Source organism: Enterobacter cloacae complex sp. S2, from assembly GCF_015159675.1.
Lineage (GTDB): Bacteria > Pseudomonadota > Gammaproteobacteria > Enterobacterales > Enterobacteriaceae > Enterobacter > Enterobacter intestinihominis.
In genome coordinates this window covers 20,550-37,475 of the sequence record NZ_JADDTS010000055.1, presented here as the reverse complement: position 1 = coordinate 37,475, position 16,926 = coordinate 20,550, and the positions used below count along the sequence as shown (strand labels likewise).

9 protein-coding genes are annotated in these 16,926 nt (G+C 60.1%); 1 reads left to right on the top strand and 8 read right to left on the bottom strand.

From position 1 onward, the window contains the following. Positions 1 to 27: 27 nt before the first annotated feature. The 7 genes from baeR to yegD all read right to left on the bottom strand — a co-directional run bounded on the left by baeR (position 28) and on the right by yegD (position 12,534). Positions 28 to 750, bottom strand: coding sequence for a two-component system response regulator BaeR (gene baeR, locus IPZ49_RS21295; protein ID WP_015572364.1), 723 nt, complete (start codon positions 748 to 750; stop codon positions 28 to 30). After that, positions 747 to 2,150, bottom strand: coding sequence for a two-component system sensor histidine kinase BaeS (gene baeS, locus IPZ49_RS21290; protein ID WP_015572365.1), 1,404 nt, complete (start codon positions 2,148 to 2,150; stop codon positions 747 to 749). The genes baeR and baeS overlap by 4 nt, the downstream gene beginning before the upstream one ends. After that, positions 2,147 to 3,562 carry an MFS transporter gene (locus IPZ49_RS21285; RefSeq protein WP_015572366.1) on the bottom strand — a complete coding sequence of 472 codons (1,416 nt, stop codon included), beginning with the start codon at positions 3,560 to 3,562 and terminating at the stop codon, positions 2,147 to 2,149. The genes baeS and IPZ49_RS21285 overlap by 4 nt, the downstream gene beginning before the upstream one ends. Continuing rightward, positions 3,563 to 6,640 (bottom strand): multidrug efflux RND transporter permease subunit MdtC, encoded by a 3,078-nt coding sequence (mdtC, locus tag IPZ49_RS21280; RefSeq protein WP_063932714.1) that lies wholly within the window; start codon positions 6,638 to 6,640, stop codon positions 3,563 to 3,565. Further along, positions 6,641 to 9,763, bottom strand: a complete 3,123-nt coding sequence (locus IPZ49_RS21275; RefSeq protein ID WP_063932715.1) for an MdtB/MuxB family multidrug efflux RND transporter permease subunit — start codon at positions 9,761 to 9,763, stop codon at positions 6,641 to 6,643. Then, positions 9,763 to 10,965 carry an MdtA/MuxA family multidrug efflux RND transporter periplasmic adaptor subunit gene (locus IPZ49_RS21270; protein WP_032103515.1) on the bottom strand — a complete coding sequence of 401 codons (1,203 nt, stop codon included), beginning with the start codon at positions 10,963 to 10,965 and terminating at the stop codon, positions 9,763 to 9,765. Before IPZ49_RS21270 ends, IPZ49_RS21275 begins: the two co-directional genes overlap by 1 nt. Positions 10,966 to 11,181: 216 nt before the next feature. After that, positions 11,182 to 12,534 carry a molecular chaperone gene (gene yegD / locus IPZ49_RS21265; RefSeq protein WP_017383266.1) on the bottom strand — a complete coding sequence of 451 codons (1,353 nt, stop codon included), beginning with the start codon at positions 12,532 to 12,534 and terminating at the stop codon, positions 11,182 to 11,184. A 130-nt stretch (positions 12,535 to 12,664) separates the two neighbouring features. Between yegD and alkA the strand changes: the two genes are divergently transcribed. Then, entirely contained in the window at positions 12,665 to 13,537 is an 873-nt protein-coding gene (alkA, locus tag IPZ49_RS21260) for a DNA-3-methyladenine glycosylase 2 (RefSeq protein ID WP_023295022.1), read from the top strand. Here the strand turns inward: alkA and IPZ49_RS21255 are convergent. Next, positions 13,502 to 16,831 carry a diguanylate cyclase gene (locus IPZ49_RS21255; RefSeq protein WP_058689070.1) on the bottom strand — a complete coding sequence of 1,110 codons (3,330 nt, stop codon included), beginning with the start codon at positions 16,829 to 16,831 and terminating at the stop codon, positions 13,502 to 13,504. The genes alkA and IPZ49_RS21255 overlap by 36 nt on opposite strands. Positions 16,832 to 16,926: the final 95 nt, after the last annotated feature.

Sequence of the window (16,926 nt, the reverse complement as noted above, 5' to 3'; positions counted from 1 at the left end):
GGCAGGTAATCATCGTTAAAGCAAATATTAAGCAATCCTGCACGCATCCGCTTCCCAGCGATAACCCACGCCGTACACCGCGCGAATAAACGACTGGTCGGCGTCCAGTGCCTCCAGCTTGCGGCGCAGGTTTTTGATGTGACTGTCGATGGTGCGGTCGGTCACTACGCGGTAATCGTCATACAGATGGTTGAGCAGCTGTTCGCGGGAAAACACTTTTCCCGGCTCGTGGGAGAGCGTTTTCAGCAGGCGGAACTCCGCTGGGGTAAGATCCAATAGTTTGCTGCGCCAGCTCGCCTGGAAGCGGCTTTCGTCGACAATCAGCGGGCTTTGCGCATCCAGCACCTGCAATTCACGCTGTGGCTTACAGCGGCGGAGGATGGTTTTCACCCGAGCGACCACCTCCCGCGGGCTGTAAGGCTTGCAGATGTAATCGTCGGCGCCGATTTCGAGCCCCAGCAGACGGTCGATCTCTTCGATTTTGGCCGTCACCATCACGATGGGCACATCGGAGAAACGACGAATTTCCCGGCACAGGGTCAGGCCGTCGGTACCCGGCAGCATCAGATCCAGCAGGATCAGATCCGGCGGCGTCTGGCGCACGTAGGGCAGCACCTGGTCGCCGTGGCTGATAAGCGTTGGCGCGTAACTTGCGGCACGCAAATAGTCGATCAGCAGTTGTCCAAGTTTAGGCTCGTCTTCCACGATCAAAATACGCGGTGTGTTGTCGTCAATCGGTAACTCGGTCATGCTTCCCTCGATAAATCCCGTTCCAGAGGTAACTCTACTGTAATGCTAACCCCGCCAAAAGGCGAATGGGCGGCGCGGATGGTGCCGCCGTGGGCCTCCACAATGTTAACGCAAATCGCCAGCCCAAGGCCGGAACCGCCGCTGGCGCGGTTGCGTGAACCTTCGGTGCGATAGAAGCGCTCGAACAGTTTTTCCAGCTGCGCATCTTTCACGCCAGGGGCGGAGTCCGCAAAGGTCAGGGCAAAGCGCCCGTTTTCCTGCCTGCCGGAGATATGCAGCGCGCCGCCGCCGTCGGTGTAGCGGAGGCTGTTCTCCAGCAGATTATTGAACAGCTGCATCAGGCGATCTCTGTCGCCAAATACCACCGCGCTGTCCGGCAGCGAGAGGTTGATTTTCAGGTCACGGCTGGCGAAGCGCTCGCGGAATGCGCCGGTCACGACTTCAAGGATATTGATCACGTCGACTGGGGCTTTCTGGTAGGCCAGGGCGCCTTCGTCGGACATGGAAAGCTGATGCAGATCGTCCACCAGCTTGGTCAGCGTGCCGACTTCCGCCTGAAGCGAGGCCACGGACTCGGGGGTGAACTGCCGCACGCCGTCCTGAATCGCCTCCAGCTCGCCGCGCAGCACCGCCAGCGGGGTGCGCAGCTCGTGCGAAATGTCGGCCATAAAATCGCGGCGCATCTGCTGGTTTTTTTCCAGCGTGCTGGCGAGCTGGTTGAAGTCCTGCGCCAGCTTGCCCAGTTCATCCTGGCTGCGGGTGTCCACGCGGGTCGAGAAATCACCCGCCGCCAGCTTGTGCGTGCCTTCCACCAGGCGCTTAACCGGCGCCAGCAGGCCGCGCGCCAGCGGGAAGGTGGCGAGCGCCGCAAGCAGGGTAGAAAGCGCGACAATCAGCCAGCTGGTCTGACGCTGCTGGCGGTCAAAGTTGATGTCGGTGTTGCGCGTCAGCCGCTCGACCGGCGAGGCGATAACCCAGCCCACCGTCGCGCCGTTCGAGGTGATGGCGCGCTTTGTACCGTCCGGCGGTACCGGAGAGCGTGGGCCAACGAGCACGCGCATCTCCTGATCTATCACCCAGAACTGGGTGCGCCAGCCGTGCGGCGGCATGCCCGGCCCCGGGCGGTCGTCGTCATTATCGTGCTCCAGCGAGCGCAGGATTTGAAACACAAAGCGATCGTTATTGCGCAGAAAACGCCAGTTACCGTGCAGGCTATACTGTTCGCCCAGCGCGTCGCTTAAGCCCTGTAGTCGCTGTTCGTTACCGTGTTTAATGTAGTCAATAAAGCCGCGCTCAAAGCTGACCCGCACCGCCCAGTGCATGGTAATCAGCAGAACGATACAGGTGGCGAAAATCGCCACAAAAAGCTTACCGGTGATCCCCGGACGCCAGAATTTCATGGTGCACTCCTTTTGCCGCGTCGGATCACGACGTTTTTGGTCGTGTCATTCGGTACTCTGACAAAGATAAAAGCGGGCAGGGCGATAATTACCGCCATGCTGAGGTAAGTGTATAAAAATACCTGATGCGCGACGGGGGTGTCGGCGCTGAGATGGTGCTGCCCGTACATGCCGAGCAGCAATCCGGCGACCGTGACCCCCACGCTCATGGAGAGCTGCATGATCATCGACAGCAGGCTGTTACCGCTGCTCGCCAGCTCGTCCGGCAGATCTTTTAGCGTCAGGGTGTTCATCGACGAGAAGCGCATGGAGTTGATGATCCCCTGGCAGAACAGCACCAGCGGCAGGATGTAGTACCAGCCCAGCAGCGCCACGGCCATAAACAGCAGGCAAACCAACGCCAGCCCGATCGTGGCGGTCACCAGCACCCGGCGATAGCCAAAGCGGTTCACCACCTGCACCACAATACGCTTCATCCCCATGCTGCCGAGCACCATCGGGATCATCATCAGCCCGGCGTGGAACGGCGAGAAGCCCATCCCAATCTGTAAAAACACCGGCGTCATAAACGGCAACATGCCGCTGCCGATGCGTCCGGCAAAGCTGCCGAACAGACCAAGACGGTAGGTGGGATTCCTGAACAGATTCAGGCTGAACAGCGCGTTAGCGTTGCCTCTGGCATGCCACAGATACCAGAGAATCGCGGTGATCCCCAGCGCCACCAGCAGGGCGAGCGACAGGGAGGAGATCCCCAACCCTTTTTGCCCGTCGAGGGCCAGGGTGAGCGTCGCCATGCCAGCCGCCAGCAGGATAAAGCCAACGAAATCAAAGCGCCGGGTCTGCATTTTATAGTTCGGCATCAGCGTCAGGGTGGCAATCGCGCCGATAATACCGACCGGCAGGTTGATCAGGAAGATCCAGTGCCAGGAGGCATACTCCACCAGAATACCGCCCAGCGCCGGGCCAAGCAGCGGGCCGACCTGACCGGGCAAGGTGACGAAGGTCATCGCCGCCATATACTGCGCGCGCGGAACAATTTTCATCACCGTTAACCGCCCGACGGGCACCATCATCGCGCCGCCGACGCCCTGTAGCACGCGCGCCATCACCAGCTGGTCGAGGGTATTGGCCTGGGCGCAAAACAGCGACCCGGTGGTAAACAGCACAATGGCGGTGAAGAAGATGTTTCGCACACCGACTTTATCCGCCAGCCAGCCGCTGGCGGGCAGCATCACGGCGACCGTCAGCACGTAGGCGACAATCACCATATGCATGTGCAGCGGGCTCTCCCCCAGGCTTTTCGCCATCGAGGGGAGGGCGGTGTTCACGATGGTCGTGTCCAGCGACTGCATAAAGAAGCCGAACGCGACGATCCACAATTGCCAGCGAACGTTACTGGGTAGGTCGGTCATTTACTCGGTCACCGTGGTTCTCTTTTTACGCGAAAAACGCAGCCGCAGTCGGTCAAAGAACAGATAGACTACCGGCGTGGTGTAGAGCGTCAGCAGCTGGCTCATCACCAGGCCGCCGACAATCGTGATCCCCAGCGGCTGGCGCAGTTCAGAGCCGTCACCACCGGATATGACCAGCGGTAGCGCACCGAACAGCGCGGCCAGCGTGGTCATCATGATCGGGCGAAAACGCAGCAGACAGGCCTGGAATATCGCCTCGTCCGGCGTCAGGTTGCCGTTACGCTGGGCGTCCAGGGCAAAGTCGACCATCATAATCGCGTTTTTCTTCACAATACCTATTAATAGCATGATCCCGATGAGCGCGATTAGGCTGAACGGGGCACCGAACAGCTCCAGCGCCAGCAGCGCCCCCACGCCCGCAGAAGGCAGCGTGGAGAGAATGGTCAACGGGTGCACATAGCTTTCGTACAGCACGCCCAGCACGATATAAACCGTGGCAATAGCCGCCAGGATCAAAATGACCTGCGAGTTCATGGTGTCCTGGAACACCTGCGCCGTACCGGCAAAGCTGCCGCGCACGGAGGAGGGCACCCCGAGCTGGGTCATGGCGCGGTTGATGGCGTCGCTGGCCTCAGACAGCGACGAGCCGGTTGGCAGGTTAAACGACACGGTCGAGGCGGCGGAAAGCCCCTGGTGGTTCACCGACAGCGGCGCGTTCGACGGCTGCCAGCTGGCGAAGTACGACAGGGGGATCGCCTTGCCGTCATTATTGATCACAAACATCTTGTCCAGCGCGCTGATGTCCTGGGTGTAGCGCGGATCAACTTCCATCACCACCTTGTACTGGTTCATCGGCTGATAGATGGTGGAGACTTCACGCTGCCCGAAGGCGTTGTTAAGCAGGCTGTTGGCCGCTTCAACGTTAATGCCCAGGCGGGACATGGTTTCGCGATCGTAGGTGAGCGCCATCTCCGCGCCGTTATTCTGGCTGTCGGAGTTCACGTCCGCCAGCTGCGGCAGCGCGGCCAGCGCTTTACGGATCTTAGGCTCCCATTCGCGCAGGGCGGCTAAGTCATCTGAGAGCAGGGTGTACTGATAGCTGGCGTTAGCCTGTCGTCCGCCGACGCGGATATCCTGAACGGCCATCAAAAACAGATTTGCCCCCGGCTCTTTGGCAAGCTTCAGCCGCAGGCGGTCAATGATCTGCTGCGCCGTTTCGTGACGTTCACCGCGCGGCTTAAGGGTAATAAACATCATCCCGCTGTTAACGCGCGAGCCGCCGGTAAAGCCGGTGACGTTATCCACGGCCGGATCTTCCCGGATGATTTTCATAAAGTCTTGCAGTTTGCCCCGCATCGCCTGGAACGAAATACTCTGGTCCGCCTGAATACCGCCCATCAGCACGCCGGTATCCTGCTCCGGGAAGAAGGTTTTCGGGATGGTGATATACATCCAGACGTTGAGGACGATGGTGCCGATCAGCACCAGCCCGACAAGACGCGAGTGGTTCAGCACCCATTTCAGCGATTTGCCATAGCCTGACTGCATCGCTATCAGGACGCGGCCAAAGCCTTGCCTGCGCGGCTGCGAGTGCGGTTGGCTGCGCTTTAGCATCCAGCCGCACATCATCGGCGTCAGCGTCAGCGAAATCACCAGGGAGATACCGATGGCGACGGAAAGCGTGACGGCAAATTCGCGCAGCAGTCGCCCCGGCAGGCCGCCCATCAGCAGCAGCGGCAGGAACACCGCCACCAGCGACAGGCTCATGGACAGGACCGTGAAGCCCACTTCGCGCGTCCCCTGAAGCGCCGCCTGGAGCGGCTTCATGCCCGCTTCCAGATGGCGCGAGATATTCTCCAGCACCACGATGGCGTCATCCACTACAAACCCGGTGGCAATCGTCAGCGCCATCAGCGACAGGTTGTTAAGACTAAACCCACACAGGTACATGGCGGCAAAGGTGCCTATCAGCGATACCGGAACCGCCACCGCCGGGATCAGCGTGGCGCGCCCCGAGCGCAGGAACAGGAACACCACCAGGATCACCAGCGCGACGGAGATAATCAGCGTTTGCTCTACCTCCTCAAGCGAGGCGCGAATGGTAGGGGAGCGGTCCTGCGCAATCTGGAGGTCGATGGCCGCCGGAATCGTTTCCTGAAGCTCCGGCAGGCGCGCGCGGATGCTGTTCACCGTCTGGATGATGTTGGCTTCCGGCAGTTTGCGGATCATCAGCAAAATCGCCGGTTTGGCGTTAGTCATCCCGGCGTTACGCACGTCCTGCACCGAATCGGTGACGCTGGCGACGTCGCTCAGGCGCACCGCCGCACCGTTGTTGTAGTGAATAATCAACGGCTGATACTCGGCGGCGGTTTTCAGCTCGTCGTTGGTCTGGATCTGCCAGCGGTGGCTGTTGTCCTCAATCGCGCCCTGCGGCTTACGCACGTTGGCGTTGCTGATGGCGGAACGCACGTCGTCCAGCGATACGCCCTGGTTAAACAGCGCCTGCGGATTCAGCCCCACGCGCACGGCGGGCAGGGAGCTGCCGCCGACGTCCACGTCGCCCACGCCGTCAATCTGGGCGATGGTTTGCGCCAGCTGGGTGGAGGCAAAATCGTACAGCTCGCCCTGGGAGTAGGTCTCTGACGTGAGCGTCAGGATCATGATCGGCGCGTCGGATGGGTTAGCCTTACGGTAGGTTGGACGGCTCGGCATGCCGCTTGGCAGCAGGCTTTGGGCGGCGTTTATCGCGGCCTGCACGTCACGCGCCGCGCCGTTGATGTCCCGGTCGAAGTTAAATTCCAGAATGATGCGCGTGCTGCCCAGCGAACTGCTGGAGGTCATCTCGTTAACCCCGGCAATTCGCCCAAGCGAGCGCTCAAGCGGCGTCGCCACCGATGACGCCATGGTTTCCGGCGAGGCACCCGGCAGCGAGGCGCTGACCATGATCACCGGGAAATCGACCTGCGGCAGCGGGGCCACCGGCAGCAGCCGGAAGCCCAGCACGCCGCACAGGGTAATAGCGACGGAGAGTAAAATCGTCGCCACCGGACGGTAAATGAAGAGGGCGAAAAACTTCACTTACGCCTCCTCTTCACGTTTCGGGAAGCGGCTTTTCGTCCACAGGGCCAGACGGTCAAACAGCAGGTAGATAACCGGCGTGGTAAACAGCGTCAGCACCTGGCTCACCAGCAGGCCGCCCACCATCCCGATGCCCAGCGGACGGCGCAGTTCGGCCCCCACGCCGGTGCTCAGCATCAGCGGCAGCGCGCCCAGCAGGGCGGCGAGGGTGGTCATCAGGATCGGACGAAAACGCAGCAGACAGGCCTGGTAAATGGCCTCGCGCGGCGCCATACCCTGCTCGCGCTCGGCGGCCAGCGCAAAGTCGATCATCATGATGGCGTTTTTCTTCACAATGCCGATAAGCAGGATGATGCCGATGATCGCAATGACGTCCAGCTCGCTCCCCGCCAGCATCAGCGCCAGCAGCGCCCCCACGCCCGCCGTCGGCAGGGTGGAGAGGATGGTGATCGGATGGATAAAGCTTTCATACAGCACGCCAAGCACGATATACATCGCCACCACCGCCGCGACAATCAGCCAGACGGTGCTGCCCAGCGCGGCCTGGAACGCCAGCGTACTGCCCTGGAACTGGGTCTGAATATCGGACGGGAAGCTGAGTTCTTTCTCCGCGCCCAGAATGGCCTCCACCGCTTCGCCCAGGGAATACCCGTCCGGCACGTTGAAGGAAATGGTGGTGGACGGGAACTGATCGAGATGGTTAATCGACAGTGGGGTGTGGCGCTCTTCCACGCTGGCAATGGCGCTGAGCGGCACAATCCCGCCGTCTTTGCTGGTCAGGCGCACCGTGTCCAGCGCGGCCAGCCCGGGCGTGTTCTCGGTGTTATGTTCCAGCACCACGCGATACTGGTTGGCCTGGGTGTAAATGGTGGAGATCAGGCGCTGGCCAAAGGCGTTATACAGGGCGTTATCCACGTCGGACATGGTAATGCCCAGACGGCTGGCGGTGTCGCGGTTGACGTTCACGTACGCCGCCAGCCCTTTATCCTGCCAGTCGCTGCTGACGTCAGAAACCTGCGGCAGTGCTTTCAGCTTGTCCACCAGCTGCGGCACCCAGGTGCTCAGCGCCTCAAGCGAGGTGGCCTGGAGCGTAAACTGGTACTGCGTGCGGCTCACCTGCGTATCAATGGTTAAATCCTGGATCGGTTGCAGATACAGCTCAATGCCCGGCACGCGCGCCACCGCGCTTTGCAGGCGTTCAATCACCGCGTTAACGCGATCGTCGCGGTCATCGAGCGGTTTAAGGTTAATTTGCAGGCGCGCGCTGTTGAGCGACGGGTTGGTGCCGTCCACGCCCACGTAGGCAGTCAGGCTTTCCACGGCCGGATCTTTCATGATGATCTCAGATACCTGCTGTTGGCGCTGCGCCATGTTAGCGAAGGAGACCGTCTGCGGCGCCTGAAGCGTGCCCTGAATAATGCCGTTGTCCTGAATCGGGAAGAAGCCTTTCGGAATGAAAATCCACAGCATGACGCTGAGCGCCAGGGTGCCGAGCGCCACGCCGAGCGTTGCCCACGGATGGTTCAGCACTTTCGCCAGCACGCGGCCATAGGCGGCAATAATGCGCTCGAACATCCGCTCGGAGGCGCGCGAGAAGCGGTTTTGCTTGCGCAAGGACTCGTGGCTCAGCATGCGGGCGCACATCATCGGCGTCAGCGTCAGCGACACCACGGCAGAGATCAGAATGGCGACCGCCAGCGTCACGGCAAACTCGCGGAACAGCCGCCCGACGATATCGCCCATAAACAGCAGCGGGATCAGCACCGCAATCAGCGAGAAGGTGAGCGAGATAATGGTAAAGCCGATCTCCCCCGCGCCCTTCAGCGCGGCGGCTAACGGCTTTTCACCTTTTTCGATATAGCGCGAGATGTTCTCGATTACCACGATGGCGTCGTCCACCACAAACCCGGTGGCGATGGTGAGCGCCATCAGCGTCAGGTTGTTAATCGAGAAGTCGAGGAACACCATCACCGCGAACGTTCCGACCAGCGAGAGCGGCACGGCGACGGCGGGAATGATGGTTGCCGGGACGTTGCGCAGGAACAGGTAGATGATCATCACCACCAGCGCAATCGCCAGCATCAGCTCGAACTGGGTGTCGGTCACTGACGCGCGAATATTCGTGGTGCGGTCAGAGAGCACTTTCACGCTGACCGATTTTGGCAGGCTTTCCACCAGCTGCGGCAGCATGGTGCGAATGCTGTCGGCGGTATCAATAATGTTCGCGCCCGGCTGGCGCTGAACGTTCATGACAATCGCCTGCTGCTTATTGGCCCACGCCCCGAGCCAGCTGTTTTCCGCGCCTTGTTCAACGGTTGCCACGTCGCCCAAACGGATCGGCGCGCCGTTCTGGTAGGCAATGATCAGCTGACGGTACTCATCGGCGGACTGCATCTGGTCGTTGGCGGAGAGCGTGACCGCGCGGGTCGGGCCGTCCAGCGAACCCTTCGCTGAGTTGACGTTGGCGCTGCTGATGGCGGTGCGAATGGTTTCGCTGGTTAACCCCAGCGCGGCAATGGCCTGGGCATTCAGTTTGACGCGCACGGCGGGGCGTTGACCGCCCGCCAGCGTCACCAGCCCCACGCCGGTCACCTGCGAAATCTTCTGCGCCACGCGGGTTTCAACCATGTCTTCCACCTGGGTCATCGGCATGGCGGAGGAGGTGACGGCAAGGGTCATGATCGGCGGATCCGCCGGGTTGACCTTGCTGTAAACAGGTGGATTCGGCAGGTCAGACGGCAGCAGGTTTGTGGCGGCGTTAATCGCGGCCTGCACCTCCTGCTCAGCGACGTCCAGCGACAGCGTGAGCTGGAACTGAAGCGTGACGACCGAAGCGCCACCGGAGCTCTGGGAGGACATTTGCTTCAGGCCAGACATCTGGCCAAACTGACGCTCCAGCGGGGCGGTGATGGCGGACGTCACCACATCCGGACTGGCGCCCGGATTGAGGGTGACAACCTGAATGGTCGGGTAGTCCACTTCCGGCAGCGCCGACACGGGCAGAAAACGGTAGCCAATGATCCCGGCCAGCAGGATCGCCACCATCAACAGGGTCGTCGCAACCGGACGTAAGATAAACAGGCGTGATGGCCCACCTGTAGAGCTCGGCGGCATCACCTGCATCAGGCTTTTGCTCCTGTATTCTGCGCTTCCACCACCTCGACCTGCGCCCCTTCGGTCAGACGGTCAATACCGTCGGTCACGACGCGGTCGCCAGCGGACAGCCCGGCGCTGATCACCACCGTCTGGCTGTCCTGGATGCCGGTTTTCACCAGGTGTTTGCTGACCTTGTTTTCGCTGTTCAGCACCCAGACAAAGTTGCCTTCACTCCCCATTTGCAGGGCCGCCGTCGGGATCACTACCGCGTTTTCTTCGGTCGCGACCAGCATTCGCGCGTTGACGAACTGATTCGGGAACAGGGCATCGTCCTGATTGTTGAAGCGTGCTTTTAGCTTAATGGTGCCGGTGGTGGTGTCGATCTGGTTATCCAGGCTCAACAGCGAACCTTCGCTCAGCTTCTGCTTGTTGGTGCGATCCCAGGCTTCAACCACCAGCGCTTTTCCGGCCTTCTGCGCCTGTATCACCGTCGCAATGTCGCTTTCCGGCAGGGTAAAGACGAGATCGATAGGGTGCGTCTGGGTGATCACCACGATGCCCGTGGTATCGCCGCTGGAGATTTGGTTGCCGATATCAACCTGTTTCAGGCCTACGCGGCCGTCAATCGGCGCGGTGATCCGGCTCCAGTCGAGCTGGAGCTGGGCGCTGGCGACCGCGGCTTCGTCGGCCTTGATGGTGCCCTGAGATTCACTGACCAGAGACTGCTGGGTGTCCAGCTCCTGGCGCGACACGAGGTTGGTTTTTACCAGCTGCTGATAGCGGGCTAAATCGCGGCGGGCATTGGCGAGGGTGGCTTTGTCTTTCGCGAGCTGCCCCTGCGCCTGCGCCAGGGCAACCTTAAACTGGCTTGGATCGATTTCCGCCAGCAGATCGCCGGCTTTTACCTGCTGACCTTCCTGGAAATGGATGGCCATCAGCTGACCGTCCACGCGGCTACGTACCGTCACGGTGTTGGCGGCGGTGATGGTTCCCAGCCCGGAGAGATAACGAGGCACCGCTTTATTCACCGCCGTTGCCGCCTGCACCGGTGCCAGCGCACCGCCGCGCATAGCGTGGCGCCCGCCGCCCGTTGAGCGTTGTGAGGGGCTATTAGCGCCAGCAGGTGCCGTGGAGTTCGCGGACTGGCTGTGCCAATACCAGGCGGCGGCCAGGACCACCACAATCAGACCAACGGCGATTGCCCAGCGGGATTTGTTACTGCCTTTCATCGTTATACGTTCTCATCCTGAAACTCTTTCGGGGAATGATACTAGTTTAGTCAGCTAACACAGCGAAAAAATGGAGGAAATATGGAAGACTGTCGGGAATTGTCTGAGTGTGGCGCAGCGGTTTCGCCTTCGCCGGGTGGCGCTGCGCTTACCCGGCCTACGGTTGGAGGATCTTGTAGGCCGGGTAAGGCGAAGCCGCCACCCGGCACAACCCCATTAGCTAAACACCACCTGCGCCCAGCGCGCCAGCCCTGCCGTAACGGAGCCAAAGTCATCGCCGCCGGCAATCGGGATCCCCGGCAGCTGTTCCGCCAGCGCTTTCTTGATCAGCGGCGAACGGGCGCTACCGCCAGTCAGGTAAATTACGTCCGGCTTCACGTTGCCGTTCTCAAGCGCCAGTTGCACCTGCTCCAGAATACGCTGAAGCGGCTGAGTCAGCGCCATTTCCAGCCCTTCCTGAGTGATAGCCGTAGCCAGATCGTCACTGATAAACGGCAGCGAAACCGCATGCTCTGGACGATCGGATAGGGCAATTTTGCTCTCTTCGGCGGTGCGCACCACGCGGTAGCTCAGGCGCTGACGCCACACCTTATACAGAAGTGCGACCTTCTCTGCATCCTGCGCATCACGCACCAGATCGTTGAGGAAACGGCCATTCGCGGTGCTGTAAAAATCACTCTGGGCAGGGACGTCGTTGATGGCAATCGCGTTCCACCACGGCAGGATCGGCAGGGCGATGCCTTTCTCGGTTTGACCGCCCATACCGAGCAGCGGCATCAGGCTCTTGAAGGCCAGGGCAATATCAAGATCGTTACCGCCCACGCGGCAGCCGCTGTGCCCCAGCAGACTATTTTCACGATCGCGACGGTGATGCCACTGGGGACCCATCAGCAGTAATGAACAGTCCGTCGTACCGCCGCCGATGTCCACCACCAGCACCCGTTTCTCTTCCGTCAGCGTGGCTTCAAAATCCAGCCCCGCCGCAACCGGCTCATACTGGAACACCACGTCACGGAAGCCTGCCCGGTGCGCTGCACGCTCAAGGATCCCCTGCGCCTGCTGGTTGGCTTCGTCGCCGCCCAGCCCCTGAAAGTTAATCGGACGGCCAATCACCGCCTGGGTGATGGCATCCGGCACCTGGGACTGCGCCTGATTGCGGATGTGCAGCATCATCGCGCAGACCAGATCTTCAAACATCGCCACCTGCTGCGGCTTCAGGCCGCTGGCGCCGAGGAAGGATTTCGGCGATTTAACGAAGTAGACCTCTTCCGGGTCTTCAATGTACTGCCCGAGGGAAGAGAGGCCGAACTGCACGCTGGACGGGGTAACGTCGATATCTTCCTCGCGGTTAAAGCTGACCGCACGGCGCAGCAGCGCCTGGGTCTCCGCCGCCGTGGCCGGAACCTGATGGTGGCGGAACAGCCACTCGCTCACCGCTTCACGCGTGGGCGCACAAAGCATTGACGGCAACAGCGTACTGCCGTTTTCCATTTTCAGGAGCTGCGGTTGTCCATTTTGCATTATCGCAACCGAGCAGTTTGCGGTGCCGTAGTCGAATCCAATAAACACAATAAATCCCCATGCCGGTGAGAAGGGGCGAGACTTTAGCGAAATGTCTGCCAGGCGACAACAGGAATATGAAAGCAAGGCGCAAGGCGATCTTTCGGTTTATGCTGAGGTAAATACAAAAGGAGAGACGATGTACACCCTGAACTGGCAACCGCCCTACGACTGGTCGTGGATGTTTGGCTTTCTTGCCGCGCGTGCGGTCAGGGGGGTTGAGACCGTTACGGAGGATTACTACGAGCGCAGTTTTGGCTATGCCGGGCACCAGGGCGTTTTCCGGGTTACGCCAGACAGCGCAACCCCTACGCTGGCGGTGTCGCTCAGCCCTGGCCTGATCCCGGTGGCGGATATCTGCCTCGACCGCATCTCCCGCCTGTTTGACCTCGATTGCGACCCGCTGCACATTGCGCAGACTCTCGGCGAGCTCGGCGCGGCGCGGCCGGGCTTACGTTTGCCCGGCGCGATGGATGCATACGAGCAGGGCGTGCGCGCCATTCTCGGGCAACTGGTGAGCGTGGCGATGGCGGCAAAACTGGCGTCACGGGTGGTGGCGCTGTGCGGTGAACCCATTGAGGATGCGCCGGGCTATCTCTGCTTTCCTCCGCCAGAGGTGCTGGCCGCGGCAGATCCGCTGGCGTTGAAAGCCCTCGGGATGCCGCTCAGGCGTGCGGAGTCGTTGATTCATCTGGCGCAGTCGGCGGTGGACGGTGAATTCCCGCTGTTCCCGCCTGCGAACGTTGAGGCCGGGATGAAGGCGCTACAGCAGCGCCCCGGCATCGGGCGCTGGACCGCGAATTATCTGGCCCTGCGCGGCTGGCAGGCGAAGGATGTTTTCCTGCCGGATGACTATCTGATTAAACAGCGCTTTGCCGGTATGACGCCCGCGCAGATCCGTCGCTATGCCGAACGCTGGCAGCCGTGGCGCTCGTATGCGCTGTTACATATCTGGTACACCGACGGCTGGTCGCCGTCAGTTGATGGCGAAATAGCTGGTATTCAGCAGTAGATCAAGCGGCTGCGCTTCCCCGATGGTGTCGCCGTAAATAAAATCAACGCCGATGCCCGACAGCGTATCCATCATGATCGACTGATGGCATGGCCCGGCAATGGTTTTTATGCCCAGACGCTGGGCGTGGCCCTGAATGATTGTCACCATCATCTCATCCATCAGATTGCCGTGGACGTTGGTCACCATGTCTGTATCCAGCAGCAGATAATCGGCGGTGTTGGCGCTGAGCTGGCTGAAGACGTTCATATCGCGTCCGACCCGGGTCAGCACCACGCGACAGCCGGCCTGACGAAGCTTTTGCAGACCCTGCTGCACGTTTTCATCCGTATTGCTCAGCACATCAACGGCGATCGCCAGATGCAGCAGCCGCGCCGGCAGCGGACCTCTGGTGATCAGGTCGAGCAGCTCATCCACCAGCGTGACGCTGGCTAAACCCGCTTCTGAGAGCGGCAGCGCGACGCCCATTCCTTTGGCCGCCACCTGTGCGGCATAGGTACGGAAAAATTCGCTGAATATCCGTCGGTCCAGGGCGTGCAGCAGCTCCGGCTCCGCCAGCCCGGCGCGGAAGGCATGCTCTTCCAGCACTTCTCCCTGGCTGGTCCACAGCCGCAAGGAAATCAGCCAGAAGCTACTGCTCTCGGGAATGCGCGGCGAGGCGACGCTGCGGGCGATCATCAGCAGATGGTTATCTTTAATCATGTGCCACTGCTCATCCAGCGACATCATGCTGCGCGCGCTGTGGATCCGCTCCTGCTGGGGTTCGTAGACGGTGACCACGCCGCGCCCGCTGTTTTTCGAGGCGTAGCAGGCGATATCGGCCTGAGACATCACTTCCGCAGCCTGGTAATTGGTGTCGTCAATCAGCGTAATCCCCGCGCTGGCGCCAATGCGGTGCAGGCGTCCTTCCCAGGAAAAATGATAGTTGTTGATGGCGTCGATCAACCGGCCCGCAATATAGCGTGCGCTTTCGACGTTGCAGTCCGGCAGCAGCAGGCCAAACTCGTCGCCGCCCAGACGCGCCAGCACGTCGCTGGAGCGCAGCATGGTCAGCATCAGCGAAGAGAGTTCGCGCAGGAGAGCGTCGCCCGCCGCGTGGCCTGCCGTATCGTTCACCGCCTTAAAACGGTCAAGATCGATAAAGACCAGCGCGTGACGCTGATGGGTCTCCTGTACCGTCTGCAACAGGCGCTTAAGATGGTTTTCAAAGCTGACGCGGTTCGCCAGGTGGGTAAGGGCGTCATGGGAAGCGCTGTAGCTCAGCTGGCGCAGCATTTTGCGCGACTCGGTGACGTCCTGAATCACCAGCACCGAGCCGATGGTGTGTCCTTCCAGAGTGCTGAGGGGGGTTATGCTGTAATGAATGTCGAAACTGCCGCCATTGCGGCAGTTAAGCACCACATCCTGTTCGATATCGGTACGGGACATATCGCCGCTGTGGATGTTTTCCATTAACGGACCGTTCTCGCCGAAGGTAATGTGTAGCACCTTCAGAATGGGCTGACCCAGCGCTTCGCTTTGCGACCAGCCGCTCATCTTCTCGGCGACCGGGTTCATAAAGGTGATGTTCATGTCGATGTCGGTACACAGCACCGCTTCGCCGATAGAGTCGAGGGTGATATGCAGGCGCTCTTTTTCCTGGAACAGCGCCTCGTTCAGCTGCTTCACCTCGGTCATATCCATGTTGATCCCTAACAGCCGCTCCACTTCGCCCTGTTTGTTCAGCACCCGGTTCGCCAGCGAACGAATGTGGCGAATGCCATCCTTGACGCGAATGCGAAATTCCAGCTTGAAAGGTACCCTGGCCTGGAGTGACTCACGCAGGACCTGTTCGGCGTGCGTACGATCTTCAGGCACCATGGCCGCATGCCAGAGCTGCCAGGTGGGTTTAATGTGCGAGGGGATCTCGTACAGCTCAAACATCCGTTTATCCCAGCTGATTACGTCCGGCTCGAGATCCCACTCCCAAATCCCGATTCCGCCGGCTTCGTTAGCGAGAGTGATACGCTCCATCAGACGCTTATTCACCCACTCGGTCTGTTTCAGATCGTTGATGTCTTCAATCTGGGCAATAAAGTAGAGCGGGGTGCCGTCGGCATGGCGCACAACGGAGACGGCCAGCAGCGCCCACACCACCTCGCCGCTGCGGGTGTAGTAGCGTTTTTCGAGGGTGTAGGTGTTGATCTCGCCGTGAATCAGCTGTTGCAGCTGCTCCAGGTCGGTATTTAAATCTTCCGGCCAGGTTAACTGCTGGAACGTGAGCGACTGAAGCTCGGACTGGCTGTAACCGAGGAAATTGCACAGCGCCTTGTTGGCCTGGAGCCACTGGCCCTCAATGCCCACCAGCGCCATACCAATCGCGGAATACTCCATCGCATTGCGAAAACGTTCTTCGCTTTCCGTAATATGTTTACGCTCGGCCCGGAAGGCATACATCACCATCGTCATAATGTTGGCGGGGAGCAGCATCATCAGGAAGGGGAGCCACGGCGCGTTGAAGGTGACGATCATGCTGGAGGGCGTCATGGAGAGCGGATTTCGCGCCATCATCAGGGACACCATCATGATGGTGAATAAAAATATCAGGAACGCTTCCATACGCGGCAGACGTACCGCGCTCCACATCAGCAGAACGATAATGCAGGTGAATGGCCACGGCAGCCAGGTGATTGCCGTCCAGCTAAGAACCAGCGTGACGACCAGGGTCACCAGCGTTTCCAGCAGCAGTTTCGGGTTGCGGTGGCGCAGCAGGTAATGCGGCTTAAACAGCAGACCTAACGGCACCAGCGCCAGTGCGCCAATGGCTTCTGAAAGTACCCAGACAAGGAAATTACGCAGCGGCTCCGCGCTCGGCACCAGAAAATGAACCAGAACGCCCCCCACCAGCGGCGGCACCAGGGCACTGCCGAGGGCAAGCCGGACCCAGTCGTTGAGGTTTTGCAGCGGATTATACCAGGGGAGCAGCTTACGCAGTAACAGCGCGCCAACCGTGGCCTCAATGATATTGATCGCCGTGTAGGTGATGTTGATCGATGCCCATGAGAAGAGCATCCACGAGGCAAAAATATTGCCAAAGGAGCAGGCGAGCGCAATGCCGGGCCACATTTTTCCCGCATGGCGGTAAAACGCCACCATCATAATTGAAGTCGGGAACCATAGTGGCGCCAGCAGCGTACCGAAGCGAGTCAGCTCGAGGGAAAATAAGGTGAAGATGAACGTGACCAGACCCAGACAGACAAGCCGCAGTAAAGGATGTGGGGTAGTAACCAAAACCCGCTGGTATTGTTTATTCATTACCGCTCTATCCAGGGACGCCATGTTGTCAGGAGCCAGGTCCGGACGCGTGAAATTAATAATTTGGTTTATGCTAGTACAAACATTTTACAATT

Bases quoted from the DNA above. Each gene is read 5' to 3' on its own strand.
- baeR (WP_015572364.1), bottom strand. From the start codon at position 750: ATGACCGAGTTACCGATTGACGACAACACACCGCGTATTTTGATCGTG.
- baeS (WP_015572365.1), bottom strand. From the start codon at position 2,150: ATGAAATTCTGGCGTCCGGGGATCACCGGTAAGCTTTTTGTGGCGATT.
- IPZ49_RS21285 (WP_015572366.1), bottom strand. From the start codon at position 3,562: ATGACCGACCTACCCAGTAACGTTCGCTGGCAATTGTGGATCGTCGCG.
- IPZ49_RS21275 (WP_063932715.1), bottom strand. From the start codon at position 9,763: ATGCAGGTGATGCCGCCGAGCTCTACAGGTGGGCCATCACGCCTGTTT.
- IPZ49_RS21270 (WP_032103515.1), bottom strand. From the start codon at position 10,965: ATGAAAGGCAGTAACAAATCCCGCTGGGCAATCGCCGTTGGTCTGATT.
- alkA (WP_023295022.1), top strand. From the start codon at position 12,665: ATGTACACCCTGAACTGGCAACCGCCCTACGACTGGTCGTGGATGTTT.
- IPZ49_RS21255 (WP_058689070.1), bottom strand. From the start codon at position 16,831: ATGAATAAACAATACCAGCGGGTTTTGGTTACTACCCCACATCCTTTA.